The organism is Thioalkalivibrio sp. ALJ4 (assembly GCF_000377225.1).
Lineage (GTDB): Bacteria > Pseudomonadota > Gammaproteobacteria > Ectothiorhodospirales > Ectothiorhodospiraceae > Thioalkalivibrio.
Map to the genome: position 1 here is coordinate 24,262 of NZ_KB897922.1, position 21,650 is coordinate 45,911.

Consider the following 21,650-nt stretch of genomic DNA (forward strand, 5'->3'; position numbering starts at 1 on the left):
AGGCTGGACATGCCCGATCGGCGAGAGGGCTCGCCTCCTACAATGGGTAGACCCCAGCCTCGGCGGCGAACCGGCGTGCCACATGCCGCACACGCCCCCTTCTCTCGTAGGAGCCCAGCCCTCTGGGCGATGGGGCGCTGGACATGCCCGATCGGTGAGAGGGCTCGCCTCCTACAGTGGGTAGGTCCCAGCCTCGGCGGCGAACCGGCGTGCTTTCAGGCGGAGCTGGCGGGTCGGGCGATGACGAGGACGGATGCGCGCGAGCCGTGGCGTCCGAGTGTGGTGAACTCGTCGATCACAAACCCGGCCCCCGCCACCTGTTCCCAAAACGCTTCTTCGTAGGTCACGCGACCGAAATCGATGGTGGTGATGCGTCTGAGCAGCGGCTTGAAGCGTTCCATCCAGCGGGAGGGGCGGGTCTGGAAGGTCTGGGTGAAGAAGACCTTCCCCTCCGGCTTCAGCAGGCTGCGGCAGTGGCGCAGAGCGCCCTCGGGGTCCGGCAGGAGCATGAAGCTGGCGGAGAAGTAGATCGCGTCGTACGGGCCACCCGTGTGGTCGTAGATGGATTCGAGTCGGGCCTCGGCATGATCGGCCAGGGACGAGTCGCGCAGGGCTCGCCGGGCGTGCTTGATGTAGTCGGCATCGATATCGATCCCCGTGATGACGAGCCCCTTCTCGCGCGCCGTGTCGGCATTGGCGAGCAGCGCGCCGGCGGTGCCAATGCCCACGTCCAGCAGGGCCGCCCCGTCCGGCAGCCGCCGCATGACCTCGGCATACCACTGCGAGGTAAGGCGGAGGATCAGCAGGTTGTAGATAGCGCTGCGCATAGGGGAGTCGTCACTGGGATCGGCCGGTAGCGGGCCTACCATACCGGAGCCGGCGCACCGGCTCGAAGCCAGGGTTTCTTGCCAGCCCGTAATACTGTTTATATAAACAGTCTATGGATGCCACTACCCCCGAACCATCGGAGTACGCCGAGCTGACGGCCGTCAGCAACTTCTCGTTCCTGCGCGGGGCCTCGCACCCGGAGGAGCTGGTGGAGCGGGCCCGAGCGCTGGGCTATCGCGCGCTGGCGCTGACCGATATCGCCTCGCTGGCCGGCGTGGTCCGCGCGCACGCGGCGGCGAAGGACTGCGGGTTGCACCTGATCCTAGGGGCGACCTTCCAGCTGGCACACGGCCCCGCCCTGACCCTGCTGGTGCGCAATGCGGCGGGCTATGCCGCGCTGTGCCGGCTGATCACCCATGCACGCGGGGCGGCGGACAAGGGGCACTACCACCTGACACAGGCGGACCTCGACGCCCTGCCCGCCGAGGCGCGTGCCGGCTGGCACGTCCTGCTGCGTATCGAGCCCGAGATCGCGGAGCCGACGCTCGCCGAAGCGGCCCGCTGGCTGGCCGGGTGGGCCGCGCCGGGGCAGGCCCATCTGGCGGTCAGCCAGCTGCGCACGCCGGAGGATGCCGCGCTGGCAACCCGCACACAGCAGCTCGCCGACACGGTGGGACTCCCGATCGTCGCTTGCGGCGATGTGCACATGCATTCTCGCGGCCGGCGTGCCCTGCAGGACGTGCTGACCGCGCTGCGCCTGCGCACCACAGTTGCCGAGGCGGCCCCGTCGCGCTTCCCCAACGGCGAGCGCTGCCTGCGCCCGCGCGACGACCTGGCCGCGCTGTATCCCGCCGCCTGGCTCGCGGCCAGTGTGCGGATCGCGCGGGACTGCGACTTCTCGCTGGACGCGGTCACCTACCGCTACCCGACCGATCCCCTGCCCCGGGACACGAGCCCGGCCGCCTACCTGCGCAAGGAGACCCTGAAGGGCGCGCGCGGGCGCTGGCCCGACGGCATCCCGCCGAAGGTGTCCGAACAAATCGAACGCGAGCTCGGGATCATCGCGCAGCTTGGCTACGAGCCCTACTTCCTGACGGTCTACGACATTGTGCGCTTTGCTCGCGGCCGCGGGATCCTGTGCCAGGGGCGCGGCTCGGCGGCAAACTCCGCCGTTTGTTATGCGCTCGGGATCACGGCGGTGGACCCCTCGCGCTCCAGCATGCTGTTCGAGCGCTTCATCTCCGCCGAGCGTGGCGAGCCGCCGGATATCGACGTCGACTTCGAGCACGAGCGCCGCGAGGAGGTGATCCAGTACATCTACCAGCGCTACGGCCGCGAGCGCGCGGCGCTGGCCTGCACGGTGATCCGCTACCGCCGGCGCAGCGCCCTGCGCGACGTCGGCCGCGCGCTGGGCATCTCGCGCGCGCGGCTGGATGCGCTGACCGCCAACCTCGCCTGGTGGGACGACGGCATCCCCGCCGAGCGCCTGCGCGAGGTCGGGCTGGATCCGGATGGTGCCCTGGCCCGACAGTGGCAGGCGCTGACCGCCGAGCTGCTGGGCTTCCCCCGCCACCTGTCGCAGCACACCGGCGGCTTCGTGATCGCCGAGGGCCGGCTGGACGAGCTGGTGCCAATCGAGAACGCGGCGATGCCGGAGCGCTCGGTGATCCAGTGGGACAAGGACGACCTCGACGCGGTGGGGCTGTTGAAGATCGACATGCTGGCGCTGGGGATGCTCTCCTGCGTGCGCCGCGCGCTGGAGCTGATGGCGCGCCACCGGGGCCGCGACTGGGGTCTGGCCGACATCCCCGCCGAGGATCCGGCGGTCTACCACATGCTGCAGAAGGCCGACACCCTGGGTGTGTTCCAGATCGAGTCGCGCGCGCAGATGAGCATGCTGCCGCGCCTGAAGCCGGCGAACTTCTACGACCTGGTGATCGAGATCGCCATCGTGCGCCCCGGCCCGATCCAGGGCGAGATGGTGCACCCATATCTGAAGCGCCGTGCCCACCCGGAGCGGGTGCGTTATCCGAATCCCGAGATCCGGCGGGTGCTGGGGCGCACCCTGGGGGTGCCGATCTTCCAGGAGCAGGTGATCGAGCTGGCGATGGTCGCGGCCGGCTTCTCCGCCGGCGAGGCGGACGGGCTGCGCCGCGCGATCGGGGCCTGGCGCCGTACCGGCCAGCTCGCGCGCTACCGCGAGCGCCTGATGGACGGGATGCGGCAACGCGGCTATCCGGAGAAGTTCGCCGAGCAGCTGTACAAGCAGATCCTTGGCTTTGGCGAGTACGGCTTCCCCGAGTCGCACTCGGCCAGCTTTGCGCTGATCACCTATGTCTCGTCCTGGCTCAAGTGCCATGAACCGGCGATCTTTGCCTGCGCGCTGCTGAACAGCCAGCCGATGGGCTTCTACGCCCCTGCACAGATCGTCGCCGACGCGCGCCGCCACGGCGTGGAGGTGCGCCCGGTGGATGTGCGCTGCAGTGACTGGGACTGCACGGTGGAGCCGGTGGCCGGGAGCGACGCGCTGGCCCTGCGCCTGGGCCTGAACCGGGTCGGCGGGCTCGCGCAGGCCGTGGCCGAGCGCGTCGTCGCCGCGCGCACCGAGCGCCCGTTCGCGGACGTGCCGGATCTGGTCGCCCGCGCCGCCCTGACCCGTGCCCAGGCCAACCGCCTGGCCCGCGCCGACGCCCTGAAGGGACTGGCCGGCAACCGCCACCAGGCGCGCTGGGCAACCGAGGCAGTGGAGGAACCCCTGCCCCTGTTCGCCGACGCCCCGGCCGACACAGTGCGCGAAGCCGACGTGACCCCGCTGCTGCCGCGCCCGGATGCGGTGGATGACCTGGTGCAGGACTACGCCACCCAGGGCCTGAGCCTGGGCCCGCACCCGCTGGCGCTGATGCGCCCGTTCCTGGAGCAAAGACGTTTACCCACCGCCGCCCGGCTGCTGGAACGCCCTGGGCATCCCGGTGCCCGCTATGCCGGCATCGTCATTACCCGCCAGCGTCCCGGCTCGGCCAACGGCACGGTGTTCCTGACCCTGGAGGACGAGAGCGGCACGCTGAACCTGATCGTCTGGCCGGACCGGGTGGAGCGCTTTCGCGCCGAGGTCCTGCACGGCCGCCTGCTGGAGGCCCACGGGGAATGGCAGTACAGCGAAGGGGTCGGCCACCTGATCGTGCAGCGCCTGATCGACCGCAGCGCCTGGCTGGGCGAGCTGACCACCCGCTCCCGCGACTTCGGCTAGTGCGAGGGATAGCCGCTCGGGCGGTATTCAGACGCGGCCGTAGAGGTCCTCCAGCCGCACGATGTCGTCCTCGCCCAGATAGCTGCCGGACTGGATCTCGATCAGCTCCAGCGGGATCGCGCCCGGGTTCTCCAGCGAATGGATCTGCCCGATCGGCACATAGGTGGACTGGTTCTCCGTCACCAGATAGGTCTCCTCGCCGTTGCGCACCCGCGCGGTGCCGCTGACGACCACCCAGTGTTCCGCGCGATGGTGATGCATCTGCAGCGAAAGCTTCGCCCCGGGTTTTACGGTAATGCGCTTGACCTGATAGCGCCGCCCGACGTCGACACACTCGTAGCAGCCCCAGGGGCGATACACCGCCGGGTGGTCCACATGCTCGCTGCGGTTGTCCGACTTCAGCCGCTCGACGATGCGCTTGACGTCCTGCACGCGGTCGCGGTCCGCCACCAGCACCGCATCGCGGGTGGCGACCACCGCGAGGTTGCGCAGGCCAATCCCCGCGACCAGCAGGCCGTCGGCATCGACCACGCAGCCCTCGCTGTCCTCCAGCAGGCAATCGCCGCGCAGGGTATTGCCCTGCGCGTCAGTGCCGCGCACCCCAGCCAGCGCGGACCACGAGCCGATATCGCTCCAGCCCGCGGCCAGGGGCGTGACCGCCGCGCGGTCGGTGCGCTCCATCACGGCGTAGTCCACCGAGATGTTCGGGGCCCGGGCAAACGCCTCCGGGGCTACGCGCAGGAAATCGAGGTCCTCGCGCGCCCCCTCCAGCGCGGCCTGACAGGCCGTAACGATCTCGGGCTCGAAGCGCTCCAGCTCCTGCATATACTGCGAGGCACGGAATACGAACATGCCGCTGTTCCAGAGATAGCCCCCCTGGCTCAGGTACTCGCGCGCCGTGGCAGCATCGGGCTTTTCGACAAAACGCGCGACCCGCGCACCGGCCTCGCCCAGCGACTCGCCCTGCTGGATATAGCCATAACCGGTCTCCGGCGTCACCGGCACGATCCCAAAGGTGACCAGATAGCCGGCCTCCGCCAGCGCCACGGCGCGGCCCACGGCAGCCTTGAAGGCATCGCCATCGCCGATGTGGTGATCCGCGGCCAGGACCAGCAGCAACGGGTCGTCGCCTTCCGCGCGGGCCTGCAGCGCCGCCAGGGCAATCGCCGGGGCCGTGTTGCGCCCCTCCGGTTCCAGCAGGATGCGCGCCTGTTCGACACCAATCGCGCGCAATTGCTCGGCGGCGAGGAAGCGGTGCTCCACGTTGGCCAGCACCATTGGTGCCGCCGCATGCAGGCCCTCCAGGCGCGCGACAGTTTGTTGCAGCAGCGTCTGGTCGCCGGTCAGGGGCAGGAACTGCTTCGGGTAATGGCTGCGCGACACCGGCCACAGCCGCGTGCCGGTACCGCCGGCCAGGATCACCGGTTGCAGCTGGTTCTGGGTATCGGCAGGCGCCATCGTTGTTATCCCCGTATCAGGCGGGAAAGCTCTTCCACGCGACGCTCCAGCAGGGCCGGATCAGCGCGGGTCTCGACGTTCAGCCGCAACAGCGGTTCGGTGTTGGAGCTGCGCAGGTTGAAGCGCCAGTCCGGGAACTCGAGGCTGACGCCGTCGGTGCGATCTTCCTCGCCACCCTGACCCTCAAGGGCCGCGAGAACGCGATCCGTGGCGGCTTCGACGTCCGCGACCTCGAAGTTCAGCTCGCCGCTGCAGGGGTAGCGCGCCATGCGCTCGGCCACCATTTCGCCCAGCGACTGACCTCGGCGCCCCATCAACTCGGCGACCCGCAGCCACGGCAGCATCCCGCTATCGCAGTAGTAAAAGTCCCGGAAGTAGTGATGCGCGCTCATCTCGCCGCCGTAGATGGCGTCCTCGTGGCGCAGGCGCTCCTTCATGAATGCGTGCCCGGTCTTGGACTGGACGGGCTCGCCACCCGCCGCTCGCACCATCTCGATGGTGTTCCAGGTCAGCCGCGGGTCGTGGACGATCCGCTCGCCGGGTTGCCCGCCTTCCAGGCAGGCCTGAGCCAGCAGCCCCACAATGTAGTAGCCCTCGATGAAATTCCCCGCTGCATCGAACAGGAAGCAGCGATCGAAGTCGCCATCCCAGGCCACACCCAGATCCGCGCCATGCTTGCGCACGGCGTCGGCCGTGGCCGCACGGTTCTCCGGCAACAGCGGGTTGGGGATGCCATTGGGGAAATGTCCGTCCGGCTCGAAATTCACGCGGATCAGCTCGAACGGCAGATGAGGCTCCAGTGCCTCCAGCACCGGGCCCGCACCGCCATTGCCCGGGTTTACGACTACGCGCAGCTTCGGCAGCGCCTCTCGGTCGACCGATGCGAGCAGCCGGGCGATATAGTCCGGCCGATGGTCCAGCGGATGTACCTGGCCTTGTGGCATGGGGCGGAAGTCGCCGCGCTCTGCGCATGCCTGGATCGCCTGCAGCCCGGAGTCCCCGCTGATCGGTCGCGCCTCGCCGCGCACGAGCTTGAGCCCGTTGTAATCCAGTGGGTTGTGGCTCGCGGTAACCATCACCCCGCCACCAGCCCCGTAGTGCGCAGTCGCAAAGTAGACCTCTTCGGTCCCGCACAGACCGATATCGGCCACGTCGCTACCGCCGGCGGTGAGTCCTTCGATCAGGGCCTGGGCCAGTGTCGGGCTGGAGAGGCGGATATCGTGTCCGACCACCGTACGGCCGGGCCGGACCTCTTCGGCAAAGGCGCGTCCGATGGCGTATACCACCTCGGGGTTGAGTTGATCCGGCACGCGGCCGCGTACGTCGTACGCCTTGAAGCAATCGATCTTCATGCAGTTCCCTTCCGGCCCCCTCCGACTCCCGGCACCGCCGGCAGCGCGCACTCCTTTCTCCTCATGATACATAGCAGAGCCGCAGCATGATGCGACGGAGGTTACAACGACCTCAGTAGGTTTACTTGACGCTTGCGGCTCATGCCCCTGAACATGGTGGGTTTATCCAACGAGGAGAAGCCGATGAGTGAGCCGCAAGTGAAGACCGAGGAGAAGAAGCAGCATTTCGACGATATCTACGTCGCCGAGACCCCGGTGCCGTTCAAGGAGCGCATCATCGACGCGCTCGATTACATCTCCGACGACTTCAACCGGCAAACCTTCGACCGGCTGATTCTCCCCTGGGCGCAGCAACAGGCTGACGCAGGCAAGACCCTGAATTACGTCGATCTGTGCTGCTGCTTTGGCAACACCACCATGGCGGCCGTGCACGGCATGGATGTCGAGGCAATCCGCGCCAACTGGGCCGACGAGCAGGCCTGCAAGACGGTTGCTGCCCCGCGCCGTCTGCCCATCAAAACGACCGGCATCGACATCTCCGGCAACGCCCTCGCCTACGGCAAGAGCTCGGGTCTGTTCGACCAGACCTTCGAGGCTGACCTGAACCAGGCCGACGCCGACACGCGCAACGCGATCGAGCAGTCGATGGAAGAGGCAGACATCGTCATCTCCACCGCATCGCTGGTCTATCTGGACCCCCCGGCCATCGAGAGCCTGGTGGACGCCTTCGCGCGGGGCAAGGGCGAAGGCTACATGCTGGTGAATTTTCTCAACCCCTTCGCACTAGAAAAAGCGGACGCCACCAAGCGTTTGTTGCTGAATCGTCTGGACTTTGTCGGCAGTACTGCGACCCGTCACCGTCGTATGTCCCCGCTGGAGCAGGAAAACTACCCCGGCGAAGACTGGGCCCTGCTGGAAATCTGGGTGCTGCGTCGCCGCGGGTAAGCCGTTACCGGCGCCTTCAGCGCATCAAGGAAAAGGCCGGCGTTCGCCGGCCTTTTTTGTGTCTCCGTCACCGGATACCTAGAGCGCGACCACACGATCGCGCCCTGCCCGCTTGGCCTGGTACATCGCCTCGTCAGCCCGCCGCGCGAGGAGCTTGGCGCTGTCACCGGAGGCCCGTTCGGCGACCCCGAAGCTGGCGGTGACGCCCGGCACCCCGGGCACGCTCATCGCAGCGACCGCCTGGCGCAGCTTTTCGGCCATGGCCGTCGCACCCACCAGCCGGGTCTCGGGCACCAAGATGATGAACTCTTCTCCGCCCCAACGACCGAGGGTATCCGCGTCGCGCAGTTCCGCACTCACGGTCTTCGCCAGCGCTTTAAGGACTTCGTCGCCGGCATCGTGGCCGTAACGGTCATTCACCGCCTTGAAGTGATCCAGATCGAACATGATCAGGCTCAGCGGACGACCATAGCGCTGGCTGCGCTCGATCTCCGCCTCCAGCGTGTTCCCGAGGCTCAGGCGATTCGCGACGCCGGTCAGCCAGTCGGTATGCGCCACACGCCGGATCTCGTCCTCCATGCGCACCCGGTCGGTCACGTCCTTGCCCAGGGCGACGTAATGCGAAATCTCGCCGTGGTCATCGAGTACCGGGGTGATCGTCTGCTCCAGATGGATCAGAGATCCATCGCGACGCCGATTCACGAACTCGCCCCGGAAGGTCTCGCCGCGCTCCAGCGACTCCCACATCCCGCGATAAAAGGCATCGTCGTGACTGCCCGATCTGAAGCGTCGCGGATTCGCGCCCAGGACATCGCGGCGCGAATAGCCCATGAGCTCCTCGAAGGCGGCATTAACGTAGGTAATCGTACCTTCAGGATCGGTGATCAGGACCGGATCACCCGACACTTCCAGCGCGGTCGACAGCAGTCTTAACTGCTCGTCGCGTTCCCGTTCGGCGGTCACGTCCTGCTGCAGTGATACGTAATGCGTAATCCGTTCCGGCGCATCGTCGGCATACACGGGCGAGATATGCCAGCGCACCACGTAGGTACTGCCATCCTTGCGATAGTTGATCGCCTCGCCGTCAAACATCTCGCCCGCATCCAGCGCGGCGCGCAGGCGGTCGAGGATTACCCGTGATGTCCGCGGCCCCTGCAGCAGGCGCGGGGTCTTGCCCAGCACCTCGTCGGCCGCGTACCCGGTCATCTGTTCGAAGCCGGCATTCACGTAGACGATGCGTGGCCCGTCGTCCAGGTCCGCGTCCGTGATCAGAACAGAGTGGCTCGACTGGTCGATGGCTGCATCCAGCAGCCGGAGTTTCTCGAACCCCTCGATGTACGCGACAGTGGCCACGGGACTCCTTTGAAATGGATCAGCCTGGGACCGGCACTACCGGTCCGAGTGTCCCGCGGCGGGGAGGTTCATTCCATATCCGCCATTTCGAGAATCGAGCCCACGATATCGCTGGTGGTAACGATTCCTTCCAGGGTATTGCCCCGCAGCACGACCAGGCGCCGGATGCCCTGATTGACCATCAGCCGCGCCACGTACTTCACGTCCATCTCGGCCGGCACGGTGATCACCGGCTTCGCACAGACATCGTAGACGTTGGAGAGGTCGATATCGCCCTCCTCCGCCACGATGGTCTTCAGGATTGTTGTGTAGGTGATGATCCCGTAGGCGTCGTGCTCGTGCTGCTTGTCCACCACCAGGGACTTCACGTTGTGCCGCCGCATCAGCTGCATCGCCTCGCGCAGCGGCGCGAGCGGCGACACGGTAATCACATTGGGCTTCAGGATGTCGCTTACCAGCATGCTCGAGTCCTCCTCAGATCTCTTCCTTTACGTGTTCCTGGAACTGCTCGATCTGCTTGCGCCCGATCCCGGCCAGGTGGGCAATATCCACGGTGAATGCAACGCCGCGCGGGTCTCCTTCGAGTTCCAGGTCCTGACTGATGACCTTGAGCACGTTCAGCGCGACCTTCTTTTCCAGCACCCACATCAGCACCGACTGGCTGCCCTCGTAGGTCATGCCCAGAAACGTCTTGCGGGCCTCCGCGCCGATACCGCGGGCATCCATGATCGTGACGCCGCCGGCGCCCGCGGCCTTGGCCGTCTCGATGGCCCGCTGCTCGAGGTCATCCGGAAGCACGGCGATCAGTGCCGAAAATCTCATGGCGAATCCTCCTGTTGTGCGCGGCCCCTGCCGGTCCAGCGCTCGTAGATATCCACTAGGATGGCGTAGACCATCACGGTGACGATGGGGAAGATCGACGCGAAGGCGATCAGGCCGAAGCCGTCGATCAGGACATTACGGTCTTCCAGATGCGTGGCCAGACCGATCCCGAGGGCCGTGACCAGGGGTACGGTCACCTCGGAGGTCGTCACCCCGCCCAAGTCGAAGGCGAGCGCCACGATCTGCTTGGGGGCGAGGATCGTCAGCACGATCACCAGCAGGTAGCCAGCCATGATGTATTGATGGATGGAGTCGCCCGCCAGGATGCGGTGCACGCCAATGGTGATACCGATTGCGACCCCCAGCGCCACCAGGATGCGGATTACATTGCCGCGTAATGAACCGCGCGCCGCCTCCTCGGCCTTCTGGCCAATCGCGATGAGCGCGGGCTCCGCCATCGTGGTCGCAAATCCGATGGAAAACGCGAACAGGTAGACCCACAGGAACAGTTCGTTGGTGATCAACTGCTCGGCCATGCTCTCGCCGATCGGGAACAGGCCCAGCTTGAGCCCGACCACGAAGGCGTACAGGCCCAGCACGACCAGCACGAAGCCGAAGATCACCCGCGGCAGATACGGGATGCGCTTGCGCAGCACGAAGTACTGGAACACCACAATCACCGCGATGATCGGTGCGACATCGCGCAGCATCAGTAGCAGGTCCATCCCCATCGCGGAGAGCCAGTGTTCCTCGCCCGCACCCGGAAGGTCCGTGTCCGCATCCATGGCCGCGGTCTCGCCATTGCCCGGGGCGTCGACCTCCGCGCCGGCGAACACAATGATTCCGTAGAGCTGCACCGTGATCATTGGCACCATCACGGCAAGCGCCACCAGGCCAAAGCCGTCGCGCAGTGGATTGCGCCCGCTGATCGAGGCCGCCAGGCCGAGGCCCAGCGCCGCGACCAGCGGGACGGTCACGATGTTCGTGGTCACCCCGCCCGAGTCGTAGGCCAGGCCGACGATCTCCTCGGGGGCGAAGAAGGTGACCAGCACCACCAGCACGTAGCCGCTCAGAATGTACCAGTGCAGCGGATGGCCCATGACCGTGCGCAGGATGCCCAGCGCCACCACGGCACCCACGGACAACGCGACAATCAGGCGCAGGACCAAGCCCTCGATCCGTCCCTCGCTGATCAGCTCCGCCTGCTCCGCCACAGCGATCAGGGCCGGTTCCGCGATCACGGTAGCGAAGCCGAGGGTAAAGCCGAACGCCATCAGCAGGAGCAGCGAACCGCGCCGGGCCAGCGCGTTGGACAGGTTCTTGCCGATGGGGAAGATCCCCATCTCCAGGCCCTGCAGGAACAGCGCCACGCCAAAGACCACGATGGCCAGCCCGATCACCATGGACAGCAGGCCATCCGGCACCGTACGCAGCACCAGCGCCTGGAACACCGCAACCACGATCACGATGGGCGCAAGATTGCGCGCCGCATGGCCCAGCGTGTGGAGAAAGTTCATGCGCTCCCTTGCCGAGGCATGGCCCCGGAATCAATTCCCCGCGCCGTGGTCGCAGGCAGTATGGAATCCCTGCAGATACCCTATCGCGCCGTGGTCGTCGGTGCCACGGGCGGGCTCGGCGCCGCGTTTGTTGAGCATCTTGAAAACGACCCGAACTGCGGGTGCGTAGTGGCACTTGGCCGCCACAGCGAACCGCCCGTCGATCTCCTCGACGAGACCAGCATCGAACACGCCGCTGGCTGGCTACGCAAACAAGCGCCCGAATGGGATCTAATCCTGGACGCCACCGGCATCCTGACCATCGACGGCCACGGCCCGGAGAAGCGTCTGCGCGATCTCGATCCGGCGATCATGGCGCGCTCGTTTGCCATCAATGCCATCGGCCCGGCCCTGCTGTTCAAACACCTGGCACCTTTGCTGCCGCGTCAGCGCAAGGGCATCCTGGCGACCCTATCGGCCCGAGTCGGCTCCATCGAGGACAACCAGCTGGGTGGATGGGTGAGCTACCGCGCTTCCAAGGCCGCTCTCAACCAGATTGTCCGCACGACGGCGCTGGAGCTGCGCTTCAGCCATCGCCAGGCCGCGGTGATCGCCCTGCAGCCGGGGACCTGTGCGACCCGCCTGTCGGAGCCCTATCGGGCCCGCGCCCCGGAAGTGCTCGCGCCGGAATACGCCACCGGCGAACTCCTGAAGGTGCTGGATCGTCTGGAGGCATCGGACTCCGGGAACTTCTACGACTTCGAGGGCCAGCGGCTGCCGTTCTGAAAACTATTGTCGCTCGTGATCTGCATCAACAAGTGCTAATACCAGGCGGGCAATAGTACCTCTGAACCATCACATTGTCGGAGGAACCGAACATGCGCCGTACCCTGACCTTTCGTGCCCTAGCCCTGGCCGGCCTGCTGGCCCCGGCGGCCCTCATCCCGGCCCAAGCGGCCGCCGCCAGCGCGGATGTCTCCGCCGGCGACTGGCTGCTGCGCGGCGGCCTGACCTACATCTCGCCGAAGTCCGACAACGGCGAACTGACGGGAGATGACCTGAGCGTGGACGTCGGTTCCAGCACGCGCCCGACCGGCACTGCGACCTACATGCTCACTGACAACCTGGGTCTGGAGCTGCTGGTCGGGATCCCGTTCAAGCACGACATCGCGTTGGAAGGTCTGGGCAACGTCGGCTACACCCGACACCTGCCGCCGACCCTGAGCCTGCAGTACCACTTCAACACCGGCTCGGCGTTCCGCCCGTACCTGGGGGCGGGCGTGAACTACACCCACTTCTTTGACACGACCACCCGCGGTGCACTGTCCGACAGCCGCCTGCGGCTCGACGACTCCTGGGGTGTCGCTCTGCAAGCCGGGATCGACATCGCGCTGGATGACAACTGGTTCCTGAACACCGAGGTGCGCTGGATCGACATCGAGAGCACCGCGCGTCTCGACGGCCAGCGTATCGGGACGGTCGAGATCGACCCGTGGACCTTCGGGATGAACGTCGGCTACCGCTTCTAAGCCGGCCTAGCCCAGTCGTTCCACGAGGCCGAGGACCCGCTGCATGCGGTCCTCGGCCTCGTTCTTTTCCAGGCCCCGCTCGGCGGGGACGCCCCAGACCGGGCCCGGCCAGGCCGGATCGCCCGGCTGACGGGCGACATGGTGCAGGTGCAGCTGCCCGACGATATTGCCCAGCTTGGCCACATTCAGCGTCTGCGGCTCGAAGGCCGCCTGCATCGCCCGCGCCAGGACCAAAGACTCCCGTGCCAGCATTGCCGCATCGTCGGACCCAAGGTCATGCAACTCGCGTAAACCTGCGCGGCGCGGGACCAGGATGAACCACGGGATTGCCGCATGATCCATCATCAGCAGCGTCGACAGGGGCCAGTCCGCGACGAACCAGGTATCCGCGTGCAGGCGCCTATCCAGCTCGAACGCCTCCGTCATTGCAGTTCCTTCCAGATCCCCGGCGTGGCCCAGTGCCCCGTGCGGCGCTCTTCGCCTTCCAGCAGGACATAGCTGTAATGCGCGCGGTGGCGCAGCTCGCCCGCCAGCGCACGGCGTTGCTGCGCATCCGAGCCCGAAATCACGATCACATCCTCGCCGGGCACGGCCCAGGCGGCAGCGTCCGGGGACTCGGGCAGATCACTGTCGATCGCCACCGGCGATTCCGGCCAGTCGCGGGCGCGCAGCCAGTCGCGGACCGAGTCCGGCTCGCCGAGCACGATGCGGGTCCCTTCCATGTTTTGGCTCTGCTCGGGTGCGCGCCCCAGCCAGGGCGCCACCTCGACCGGCCGCGCCGAGCCCAGTGCGATCACCTGTGTGTCCGGGTCTAGTGCGGCGCGGCGCAGGATCGCCGGGGATTCGCCTTCGGCCAGATGGCGAAATAGCCGCCAGTCGGGATCGGCGGCGACGCGCAGCGGCTTGGCATCCAGATCCACCTCGAACGCCTTTTCACGGTCGGCCAGCGCAATCCAGAACGTCTCCGCCCCCTGTTCGGTCTCGACCACGAGGGGTACACGCAGATCCCAGGGGTCGTCATCACGGGACTGACGCAACGTACCCGACAGCGTCCACCCATTCGTCTCCTGTTCGACGGCAAGATCGGCCAGTTCGAGTGCCGGCGCACCGCGCCGATCAACCCACTGGCGGAAGAACGGTTCCAGATCCTCGTCGGTGGCGGAATCGAAGGCCGCGATCAGCGCATCCCAGTCCGCCTCGCGCCCCTTCCAGTCGTTGTAGAGCGTGCGAGCACCTTCCAGAAACGCCTCGCGCCCGATCCAGTCCTCCAGCATCCGCCAGATCATCGCGCCCCGGTGATAGCCGGCGATGCGCAACGCGCCCTGGTTGCCGCCCTGGTACTCCCCATGGGCGCGATCCTCGTCCGCCGGGAGTGCCGCGTAGTCGCGCAGCCACTGGGCTCGCTCCTCGCGCCCCTCACCCGCCTCGCGCTTGAACTGGTAGTCCGCCATGTAGGTGGTCAGCCCCTCCGACCAGTTGCCGCCCGAGCGATCGACATAGACCCCCGTGCCCCACCACATGTGCAGGACCTCGTGCCCCAGCGAGGTATGCGGAATGAACGGGAGCGGGATGACTTGTTCGCCCAAGAGCGTAAAACCGGAGAACGCCAGCCCCACCGGCTGCGGCGAGGCCGCCACGGTCAGGCTGCTGTACGGATACGGTCCGATCTCCGATTCGAAACGCTCGATGTACTCGACGGTCTTCTCGCGGTAGGTCTCGCCAAAGGCCTCATGTAGCGACTGCGGGAACAGGGTACGCACCTGCCACCCGTCGCCCTCGATCACGCCCAACTCCCAAATGCCGGAGGCGAGCGCCAGGTGGCGCGCAGCGGGGTGTTCGTAACGGGCCTGATAGCGCTCGCCCTCGCGCGTGTCATCGATCAGCGAGCCGGAGACCACGGCCTTCTGGCCACCGTCCACCGTCAGTTGAATTCGCATGGGCACGGGCTCGTCCTCCAGCGCGGGATACCAGCCCGCCCCCGCTGGCAGAAACCCGGCTTCCTCGCCCAGGAATCCCGAGCCGGGACGCGCCTGATCAGGCCGCGACAACCGAGCGCCATACGCGATCACCAGGAGCCCGGCATCGCGATCGGACAGCGCGCTCCCCAGTTCCAGCCAACCCGACTCGGTCAGCTCGTGTTCGATGGAGTCACCATCCAGGGTCACGGCATCCACTCCCATGGCGGGATCGAGGCGCAATCGGCTCGGCGGGTCCCGGTCCAGGAGCTCCAGATCCAGCGCCAGACGCCCGTCGAAGGTCGATTCGCCCGGGTGCAGGTGCACGCTCAGGCCGAGCGGGAAGTCGGAATCGGGTTCGACGTAATCGTTACCGGCCGCCGAAGCGACCGGGAAGCCCAGCAACGCCAGAAGGCCCATCGAGATCCACCATGCCGCGCGCATATTGCCCCCTCGTTTAATCGGCGTACGGGAATCGGGCTACGCGCTCTTCGGCCTCGCCGTTGCGCTCGATCTCCAGCGGCAGCCAGGTGCCCGGTGTCACGCGCTGGACGATCCGTTGCAGATCCGACGGGCGCTCCACTGGCTGGTCGCCGGCACGAAGGACTCGGTCGCCCCCCTCCAGGCCCGCGGCCTCACCCACGGAGCCCGACTGCACACCCTGGATGGTCACCCCGCCGTCCTCGTCGCCGCGCAGCTGCACGCCGAGCATCGGCGAAGCGCGGTCAAAGCGATCTCCATCCGTGATGCCGAATACCGCCCGGGCCAGGCCCGGATCGGCCGCGGAACAGTCCTCCCGGTACTCGCGGGGCAGCAGCACCGGGGCCTGTTCATAGCCCAGATCGGCCAGCTGATGCGGCACGCCATGGCCATATTGCAGGTGGCCGGAACCGATGATCCCGACCACCAGCGGCGGCTCGTCCGAAGCCTCCAGGATCTCGGCAATACCGGCGGCCATCATGCGGTCCCACGCCAGCTGCGACCCGATGAACCGGTCGGAGTCGCGCTCCATGCCCGCCGGATGGCGTTCCATCACCTCCACCAGATACTCGCGGTAGGCCTCGGGCGGATCGGCCGGCTGGCTGACGCCGTAGCGCTCATCCTCCGGGACCGCGTCCCAGCCTTCCTGTCCGAGCCGCTGAACCAGTGCACGTTCGGCGTTCAGCGCCACCAGCGGGACATCATGTACACGGGCAAAATGGAGAATCGGCCAGTACAGCTCCGGGTCGAAGCCCCAGTGGGTATACCAGTCGCTGTCGCGCAGAAATGCATCCGCGTCCAGTTCGCCGGCCACCCACTGATCCAGCACCGGTTGCACGGAGCGCGGCAGCATCTCGAGGCCGATGACCATGTCCGGGCGCTGTCCGTGCAGGGCAGCCAGTGTTCCCAGCTGCCAGCGATGGTGATCCATGCGATCGTGGCGCTCGCCCAGGAGCACCGCATCCGCCTGCGCCAACTCGGCGAACAGCTCCGCGCGATCCAGCTCCTCGCCGGCCGGCGTGGCCCATTGCCCCGGGGCCGGACACGCCGCGCTGGCCACACCGGGCACCAGTGGCGCGGCCAGCATCGCGGCCAGCATCACGCCCATGCCATGCCGTCGGATTACTCTGCCTTGCATGCAATTCTCCTGTTTGAGGCACCATCCCCGGTGATAGACCTACTCTCGGACCCCCCGATGGCCGGCACGTTCCGCGTCCGGTAGCCTGCCGACATGGACACGCCCGAGGACACCGCCGCGCGCAACCGGCTCCCCCAGCACCTGCAGGCATGGCTGGGCACCCTGCGCTCGATGGCGATCTACTGGCGACCCGGGCGCCAGGCCGGCCTGCGCCGCCTCTACGCCGAGTTCGTGCGGCCCGGTGACCTCGTGTTCGACATCGGCGCCCATATCGGAGATCGCACCCGCGCCTTCGCCGCACTCGGGGCGCACGTGATCGCGCTCGAGCCGCAGCCCCATATCCTGCGGCTGCTGCGCAAGGCGACCTCCAGGCTCCCCGGCGTGCGCGTTCGCCGCGAGGCCGTGGGGCCCGAGAATGGTACCGCGCAGCTCGAGGTCAGTCGCAGCACCCCGACCGTCTCCTCGGTCTCGCGACGTTTCACAAGCGAGATCGCGAAACGCAATCGCAGCTTCCGCAACGTGACCTGGGACGATCAGATCGCGGTCCCGATGGTCACCCTGGACCAGCTCATCGCCGATCACGGACTGCCGGACTTCTGCAAGATCGATGTCGAGGGTCTGGAGGCCGAGGTCCTGCGCGGACTCAGCCAACCCGTCCCGGCGTTGTCCTTCGAGTTCGTCGCCGGCGCCGACGAGGTCACCGAGGAGTGCCTGGCGCAACTGACCGCCCTGGGTGACTACGAGTACAACCTGATCGTGGGTGAACAGCGCCGCTTCCGGTTCGACACCTGGCAGAGCGCGGATGCCATCCGCGCCTGGCTGGAACAGCATGTGGAGCGTGTAGGTTCCGGCGACATCTACGCCCGGCTGCGCGGGGCTTGACCCGGACCGCGCTCGCGGACAACGCTGCCTGAATGGACACCCGCACCCTGATCCGCTGGCAGGACCTGACCACCGAGGCCATTGCCGACCATGCCCGTCGCGACGCGGTCGTGGTGCTGCCCATGGCCGCGATCGAGCAGCATGGCCCCCACCTGCCGCTGGAAACGGACCTGCGCATCGGCCTGGGCCTGCTGGACGCGGCGGCGACGATACTCCCGAGCGATCTCGAGCCGCTGGTGCTGCCGCCGCTGGCGATCGCTACCAGCGCCGAACACACCCATTTCGCAGGGACGCTGAGCCTCACACCGGAGACGGCGCTCGCGGTGTTGCGCGAGATCGGCGCGGGCGTCGCCCACGCCGGCTTTCGCCGCCTGGTGCTGGCCAACAGCCACGGGGGCAACACCGCGATCATGGAGCTCGCCGCACTGGATCTGCGCCGGGACCATGGACTGCTGGTCACCAAGCACCACTACTTCCTGCAGCCACTGCCGGACACCATCGACATCCCCGAACGCGAGTGCCGACATGGCCTGCACGGTGGTCTTAGCGAGACCGCAATGATGCGTGTGCTGGCACCGACACTCGTCCAGATGGACCGCGCGCCGGACGCCCGTTCGCTGGGCGAGGATCTCGAGGGCACGACCGGACGCCTGGGTCCCACCGGCGAGACTGCGTTCGCCTGGATGGCGGATGACCTCAATCCAGAGGGCGTCGTAGGCGCCGCGGACCGCGCCACGCCCGAGTTGGGTCAGGCCCTGATCGACCACTACGCCGAGGGGCTGGCCCAGGCGATCACTGATACCGCCGCCTTCCCGATCGAACGCCTCGCCCGCTGAATCCCCGCTTACGCTATCTGGCTGGCGTAGCGCTCTTCGAGTGCCCCGTGCAGCGCGCGCAGCCCCATCGCCTCGCCCCCCTTGGGGCGGCCCGGCCGGGCGCGCACGTTGAACGCCATGATGTCGAAGTGCAGCCACGGGACGTCTTCCGGCACGAACTCCTTCAGGAACAGCCCTGCGGTGATCGCGCCGGCGTAGCCACCGGTCGAGCTGTTGACGATGTCGGCGACGTCGCTGTCCAGCATGTAGCGATACGGGGCATGCAGCGGTAGCGCGCAGACCGGGTCGTCCCAGGCTCTGGCCGGGGCTTCCAGCGCGTTCGCCCAGTTTTCATCGCTGGCAAAGACAGCGCTGATCTCCGTCCCCACCGCGACGCGGGCCGCGCCGGTCAGGGTCGCAAAGTCGACCAGCAGGTCCGGGTGGAAGCTGCCCGCCCGGTCCAGCAGGTCCGCGAGCACCAGCCTTCCTTCCGCGTCGGTGTTGTCCACCTCGATCGTCTTGCCATTGCGCGCGGTCAGCACGTCCCCGGGGCGGAACGCACGCGAACCCACCGCGTTCTCGACCGCGCCGATCAGTACTGTCAGCCGAACCGGCAGTTCCGTCGCCATGATCAGGCGCGCGAGCCCCAGCACGATCGCAGCCCCGCCCATGTCCTTTTTCATCTGGCGCATGGAGTTGCCCGGTTTCAGGTTCAGGCCTCCGGAATCGAAACAGACGCCCTTGCCCACCAGCACGACGGACGGGGCACCCGCGGGGCCCCAGGTGAGTTCGATCACCCGCGGGCCGTGCGCACTCGCCTCGCCCACCGCGTACACGCAGGGGAACGACTTCTCCAGCGCGTCGCTGTCGCTGACCACGTGCAGGCTGCAGCCAAAGGCCTCGGCCAGCTCGCGCGCGGTCAGGGCCAGATTGGCCGGCATCATGTCGGCGGCCGGGGTATTGATCAGGTCCCGGGTCATGGCGATGGAGTCGATATAGGCCATCACTCGCTTGCGATCGACCGCCTCGGGCCAGACCAGCCTGGGCGCCGGCCGATCCTCGGCCGCCCGATAGCGGTCGAAGCGGTAGCACCCCAGACCCCAGCCGATCGCGGCCTGCTCCTGAATGGTCGGGTCGAGACCCTCCGTGACTAGGCGATAGTGGCCCGTCGCCAGGGTCTCGGCCGCCGCGGCTAGCATCCACAGGGGTGTCTCGGCATCGAATCCCACCAGGACCGCGGCAAGCTGTCCCTGATCCCCGGGTACACGCAGGACCTGCCCGTCCTTGCCCTCGAAGCGCCCCGCCTCGGCCCAGGCGCGCCACGTTGGCGGGGCCGCCTCGAGACGGGACTCCAGGGTGTCGGTGGTGACGGGTACCAGATCGATGGCATCGTCGGCGGCTTCAACAAAGGCAGAATCCACGCGGCTTTCCTCCCGGTTCGGTCAAAATGGCCATAATAACGCCCGTCGGCCGCCCCGGCCGGTACACCCACCGTCACAGGATGTGAGCATGACACCAGCGCTGGAAATTCGCGGCCTGCGCAAGACCTACAAGAACGGATTCGAGGCCCTCAAGGGCATCGACCTGGAGGTGGCGCCCGGGAGTTTCTTCGCCCTGCTCGGGCCCAATGGGGCGGGCAAGTCGACCACCATCGGCATCATCACCTCGCTGATCAACAAGACGGCCGGTGAGGTGCGCGTGTTCGGACACGACCTCGACCGCGATCAACAGTCCGTGAAGCGCTCGATCGGCCTGGTCCCGCAGGAGTTCAACTTCAACAACTTCGAGCCGATCGGCGAGATCGTGGTGAACCAGGCCGGCTACTACGGCATCCCGCGCCACGAGGCCTGGCGCCGCACCGAGCACTACCTGCGCGAGCTGGGGCTGTGGGAGAAGCGCAAGGACATGGCACGCACCCTGTCCGGCGGGATGAAACGGCGCCTGATGATCGCCCGCGCCCTGGTGCACGAACCGAAACTGCTGATCCTGGACGAACCCACGGCCGGAGTGGACATCGAGCTGCGTCGCTCGATGTGGGATTTTCTCCGTCGCATCAATACCGATGGCCGCAGCATCATCCTGACCACGCACTATCTGGAAGAGGCGGAGTCCCTCTGCCGCAACATCGCGATCATCGATGACGGCCAGATCGTCGAAAACACCACGATGAAGCAGCTCCTCGCGAAGCTCGAGACCGAGACCATGGTTCTGGACCTGAGCGAGCCGGTCCGGCAGCTGCCCCACGACTCCGAGATCCCGTTGCGGCAGATCGACGAACTGACCCTGGAGGCCGACATCAAGCGCGGGCAGCACCTGAACGACCTCTTCCGTGTCCTGGACCATGCCGGGCTGCGGGTTCAGAGCATGCGCAACAAGTCGAACCGGCTGGAAGAGCTGTTTCTGCGCATGACCCGCAGCGACGCCGCCCCCAGCCACCTGACGCAGGGGGCCACGGGCACCGCCGAACAGCCGGAGAACCCGCAATGAGCGAGCGCCACCTGCATGACTACTGGGTCGCCTTTCGCACCATTGTGACCAAGGAGGTGCTGCGCTTCGCGCGTATCTGGGTGCAGACCATCCTGCCGCCGGTGATTACCACCGCCCTGTACTTCATCATCTTCGGGGGGCTGATCGGCGAACGCATCGGAGACATGGACGGCTTTCGCTACATGGACTTCATCGTCCCCGGGCTGATCATGCTCGCGGTAATCACCAACAGCTACTCGAACGTCGTCTCGTCCTTTTTTGGCTCCAAGTTCCAGCGCCACATCGAGGAGATGCTGGTCTCGCCGATCCCCAACAGCGTGATCATCCTGGGCTTTGTATTCGGGGGTGTCGCCCGCGGGCTCAGCGTCGGCGTGGCGGTGCTGCTGGTCTCGTTGTTCTTCAGCCCTCTGAGTATCCACAACGCAGGCGTGATGCTGATCGTGGTCCTGCTCACCTCGATCCTGTTCGCACTGGCCGGGCTGATCAACGGCGTGTTCGCGCGCACCTTTGACGACATCGCGATCGTGCCCACCTTCGTGCTCACGCCCCTGACCTATCTCGGCGGGGTGTTCTATTCCGTCAGCCTGCTCCCGGAGTTCTGGCAGGGCGTATCGATGCTCAACCCGATCCTCTACATGGTGGACGGCTTCCGCTACGGCAGCCTCGGGTCCAGCGACTTCCCGATCATGGTCTCGTTTGCCGTAATTGTGGCCTTCATCGCGGCCCTGTACACGGCGGCCCTGATACTGTTGAACAAGGGCATCGGGATCCGGTCCTGATGCATCACGAGAACGCCACCCTGCCTGCGACCCCGCGCAACGTGGGCAAGAGGGGGTTTATTACCGGAAAAAACGTGGTATAAA

19 protein-coding genes are annotated in these 21,650 nt (G+C 66.8%); 8 read left to right on the forward strand and 11 right to left on the reverse strand.

Annotated elements, in window-relative coordinates; genetic code table 11:
• Positions 1-215: 215 nt before the first annotated feature.
• Entirely contained in the window at positions 216-827 is a 612-nt protein-coding gene (locus tag C936_RS0113635) for a bifunctional 2-polyprenyl-6-hydroxyphenol methylase/3-demethylubiquinol 3-O-methyltransferase UbiG (RefSeq protein WP_018649554.1), read from the reverse strand.
• A gap of 113 nt (positions 828-940) precedes the next feature.
• Here C936_RS0113635 and C936_RS0113640 point away from each other — a divergent pair, with 113 nt between their 5' ends.
• On the forward strand, positions 941-4,075 hold the full coding sequence (locus C936_RS0113640; protein ID WP_018173900.1) for an error-prone DNA polymerase: 3,135 nt from the start codon (positions 941-943) through the stop codon (positions 4,073-4,075).
• 27 nt (positions 4,076-4,102) lie between these two features.
• Here the strand turns inward: C936_RS0113640 and C936_RS0113645 are convergent, their stop codons facing one another.
• Together C936_RS0113645 and C936_RS0113650 are read right to left on the reverse strand one after the other, a co-directional pair.
• The gene (locus tag C936_RS0113645) at positions 4,103-5,533 is read right to left on the reverse strand and encodes a mannose-1-phosphate guanylyltransferase/mannose-6-phosphate isomerase (RefSeq protein ID WP_018173901.1); all 1,431 of its coding nucleotides are present in this window, start codon (positions 5,531-5,533) and stop codon (positions 4,103-4,105) included.
• 5 nt (positions 5,534-5,538) lie between these two features.
• On the reverse strand, positions 5,539-6,885 hold the full coding sequence (locus tag C936_RS0113650; RefSeq protein ID WP_018173902.1) for a phosphomannomutase/phosphoglucomutase: 1,347 nt from the start codon (positions 6,883-6,885) through the stop codon (positions 5,539-5,541).
• Positions 6,886-7,068: 183 nt separating this feature from the next.
• Here C936_RS0113650 and C936_RS0113655 point away from each other — a divergent pair, with 183 nt between their 5' ends.
• Positions 7,069-7,830 (forward strand): class I SAM-dependent methyltransferase, encoded by a 762-nt coding sequence (locus tag C936_RS0113655; RefSeq protein ID WP_018994312.1) that lies wholly within the window; start codon positions 7,069-7,071, stop codon positions 7,828-7,830.
• A gap of 78 nt (positions 7,831-7,908) precedes the next feature.
• Here C936_RS0113655 and C936_RS0113660 read toward each other — a convergent pair whose 3' ends face one another.
• The 4 genes from C936_RS0113660 to C936_RS0113675 form a co-directional block, all read right to left on the reverse strand.
• Entirely contained in the window at positions 7,909-9,183 is a 1,275-nt protein-coding gene (locus tag C936_RS0113660; RefSeq protein ID WP_018649555.1) for a sensor domain-containing diguanylate cyclase, read from the reverse strand.
• A gap of 68 nt (positions 9,184-9,251) precedes the next feature.
• Positions 9,252-9,644, reverse strand: coding sequence for a CBS domain-containing protein (locus C936_RS0113665; RefSeq protein WP_018139706.1), 393 nt, complete (start codon positions 9,642-9,644; stop codon positions 9,252-9,254).
• A 13-nt stretch (positions 9,645-9,657) separates the two neighbouring features.
• Positions 9,658-10,005, reverse strand: a complete 348-nt coding sequence (locus tag C936_RS0113670) for a hypothetical protein (RefSeq protein ID WP_018173905.1) — start codon at positions 10,003-10,005, stop codon at positions 9,658-9,660.
• Positions 10,002-11,522 carry a DUF1538 domain-containing protein gene (locus tag C936_RS0113675; protein ID WP_018173906.1) on the reverse strand — a complete coding sequence of 507 codons (1,521 nt, stop codon included), beginning with the start codon at positions 11,520-11,522 and terminating at the stop codon, positions 10,002-10,004. The genes C936_RS0113670 and C936_RS0113675 overlap by 4 nt, the downstream gene beginning before the upstream one ends.
• 60 nt (positions 11,523-11,582) lie before the next feature.
• On the opposite strand from C936_RS0113675, the gene C936_RS0113680 reads away from it, so the two are divergent.
• Together C936_RS0113680 and C936_RS0113685 are read left to right on the forward strand one after the other, a co-directional pair.
• Entirely contained in the window at positions 11,583-12,287 is a 705-nt protein-coding gene (locus tag C936_RS0113680; protein WP_018173907.1) for an SDR family NAD(P)-dependent oxidoreductase, read from the forward strand.
• 92 nt (positions 12,288-12,379) lie between these two features.
• Positions 12,380-13,030, forward strand: a complete 651-nt coding sequence (locus tag C936_RS0113685) for an OmpW family protein (RefSeq protein ID WP_018139702.1) — start codon at positions 12,380-12,382, stop codon at positions 13,028-13,030.
• A 6-nt stretch (positions 13,031-13,036) separates the two neighbouring features.
• Here the strand turns inward: C936_RS0113685 and C936_RS0113690 are convergent, their stop codons facing one another.
• Genes C936_RS0113690 through C936_RS0113700 form a run of 3 tightly spaced genes read right to left on the reverse strand, consistent with a single transcriptional unit; the run spans position 13,037 to position 16,573 of the window.
• A complete protein-coding gene (locus tag C936_RS0113690; RefSeq protein WP_018173908.1) occupies positions 13,037-13,456 on the reverse strand; it encodes an HIT domain-containing protein in 420 nt (139 codons plus the stop codon).
• The gene (locus C936_RS0113695) at positions 13,453-15,429 is read right to left on the reverse strand and encodes a M1 family metallopeptidase (RefSeq protein ID WP_018173909.1); all 1,977 of its coding nucleotides are present in this window, start codon (positions 15,427-15,429) and stop codon (positions 13,453-13,455) included. Before C936_RS0113695 ends, C936_RS0113690 begins: the two co-directional genes overlap by 4 nt.
• Positions 15,430-15,442: 13 nt before the next feature.
• The gene (locus C936_RS0113700; protein WP_018173910.1) at positions 15,443-16,573 is read right to left on the reverse strand and encodes a ChaN family lipoprotein; all 1,131 of its coding nucleotides are present in this window, start codon (positions 16,571-16,573) and stop codon (positions 15,443-15,445) included.
• A 123-nt stretch (positions 16,574-16,696) separates the two neighbouring features.
• On the opposite strand from C936_RS0113700, the gene C936_RS0113705 reads away from it, so the two are divergent.
• A complete protein-coding gene (locus C936_RS0113705) occupies positions 16,697-17,485 on the forward strand; it encodes an FkbM family methyltransferase (RefSeq protein ID WP_018173911.1) in 789 nt (262 codons plus the stop codon).
• A gap of 32 nt (positions 17,486-17,517) precedes the next feature.
• Positions 17,518-18,321, forward strand: a complete 804-nt coding sequence (locus C936_RS0113710; RefSeq protein ID WP_018139697.1) for a creatininase family protein — start codon at positions 17,518-17,520, stop codon at positions 18,319-18,321.
• Between the two features lie 8 nt (positions 18,322-18,329).
• On the opposite strand, the gene C936_RS0113715 is transcribed toward C936_RS0113710, so the two are convergent.
• On the reverse strand, positions 18,330-19,721 hold the full coding sequence (locus C936_RS0113715) for a M17 family metallopeptidase (protein ID WP_018173912.1): 1,392 nt from the start codon (positions 19,719-19,721) through the stop codon (positions 18,330-18,332).
• An 88-nt stretch (positions 19,722-19,809) separates the two neighbouring features.
• On the opposite strand from C936_RS0113715, the gene C936_RS0113720 reads away from it, so the two are divergent.
• The gene (locus C936_RS0113720) at positions 19,810-20,787 is read left to right on the forward strand and encodes an ABC transporter ATP-binding protein (protein WP_018173913.1); all 978 of its coding nucleotides are present in this window, start codon (positions 19,810-19,812) and stop codon (positions 20,785-20,787) included.
• Positions 20,784-21,566, forward strand: a complete 783-nt coding sequence (locus C936_RS0113725) for an ABC transporter permease (RefSeq protein WP_018139694.1) — start codon at positions 20,784-20,786, stop codon at positions 21,564-21,566. The genes C936_RS0113720 and C936_RS0113725 overlap by 4 nt, the downstream gene beginning before the upstream one ends.
• The last annotated feature ends 84 nt before the right edge of the window (positions 21,567-21,650 follow it).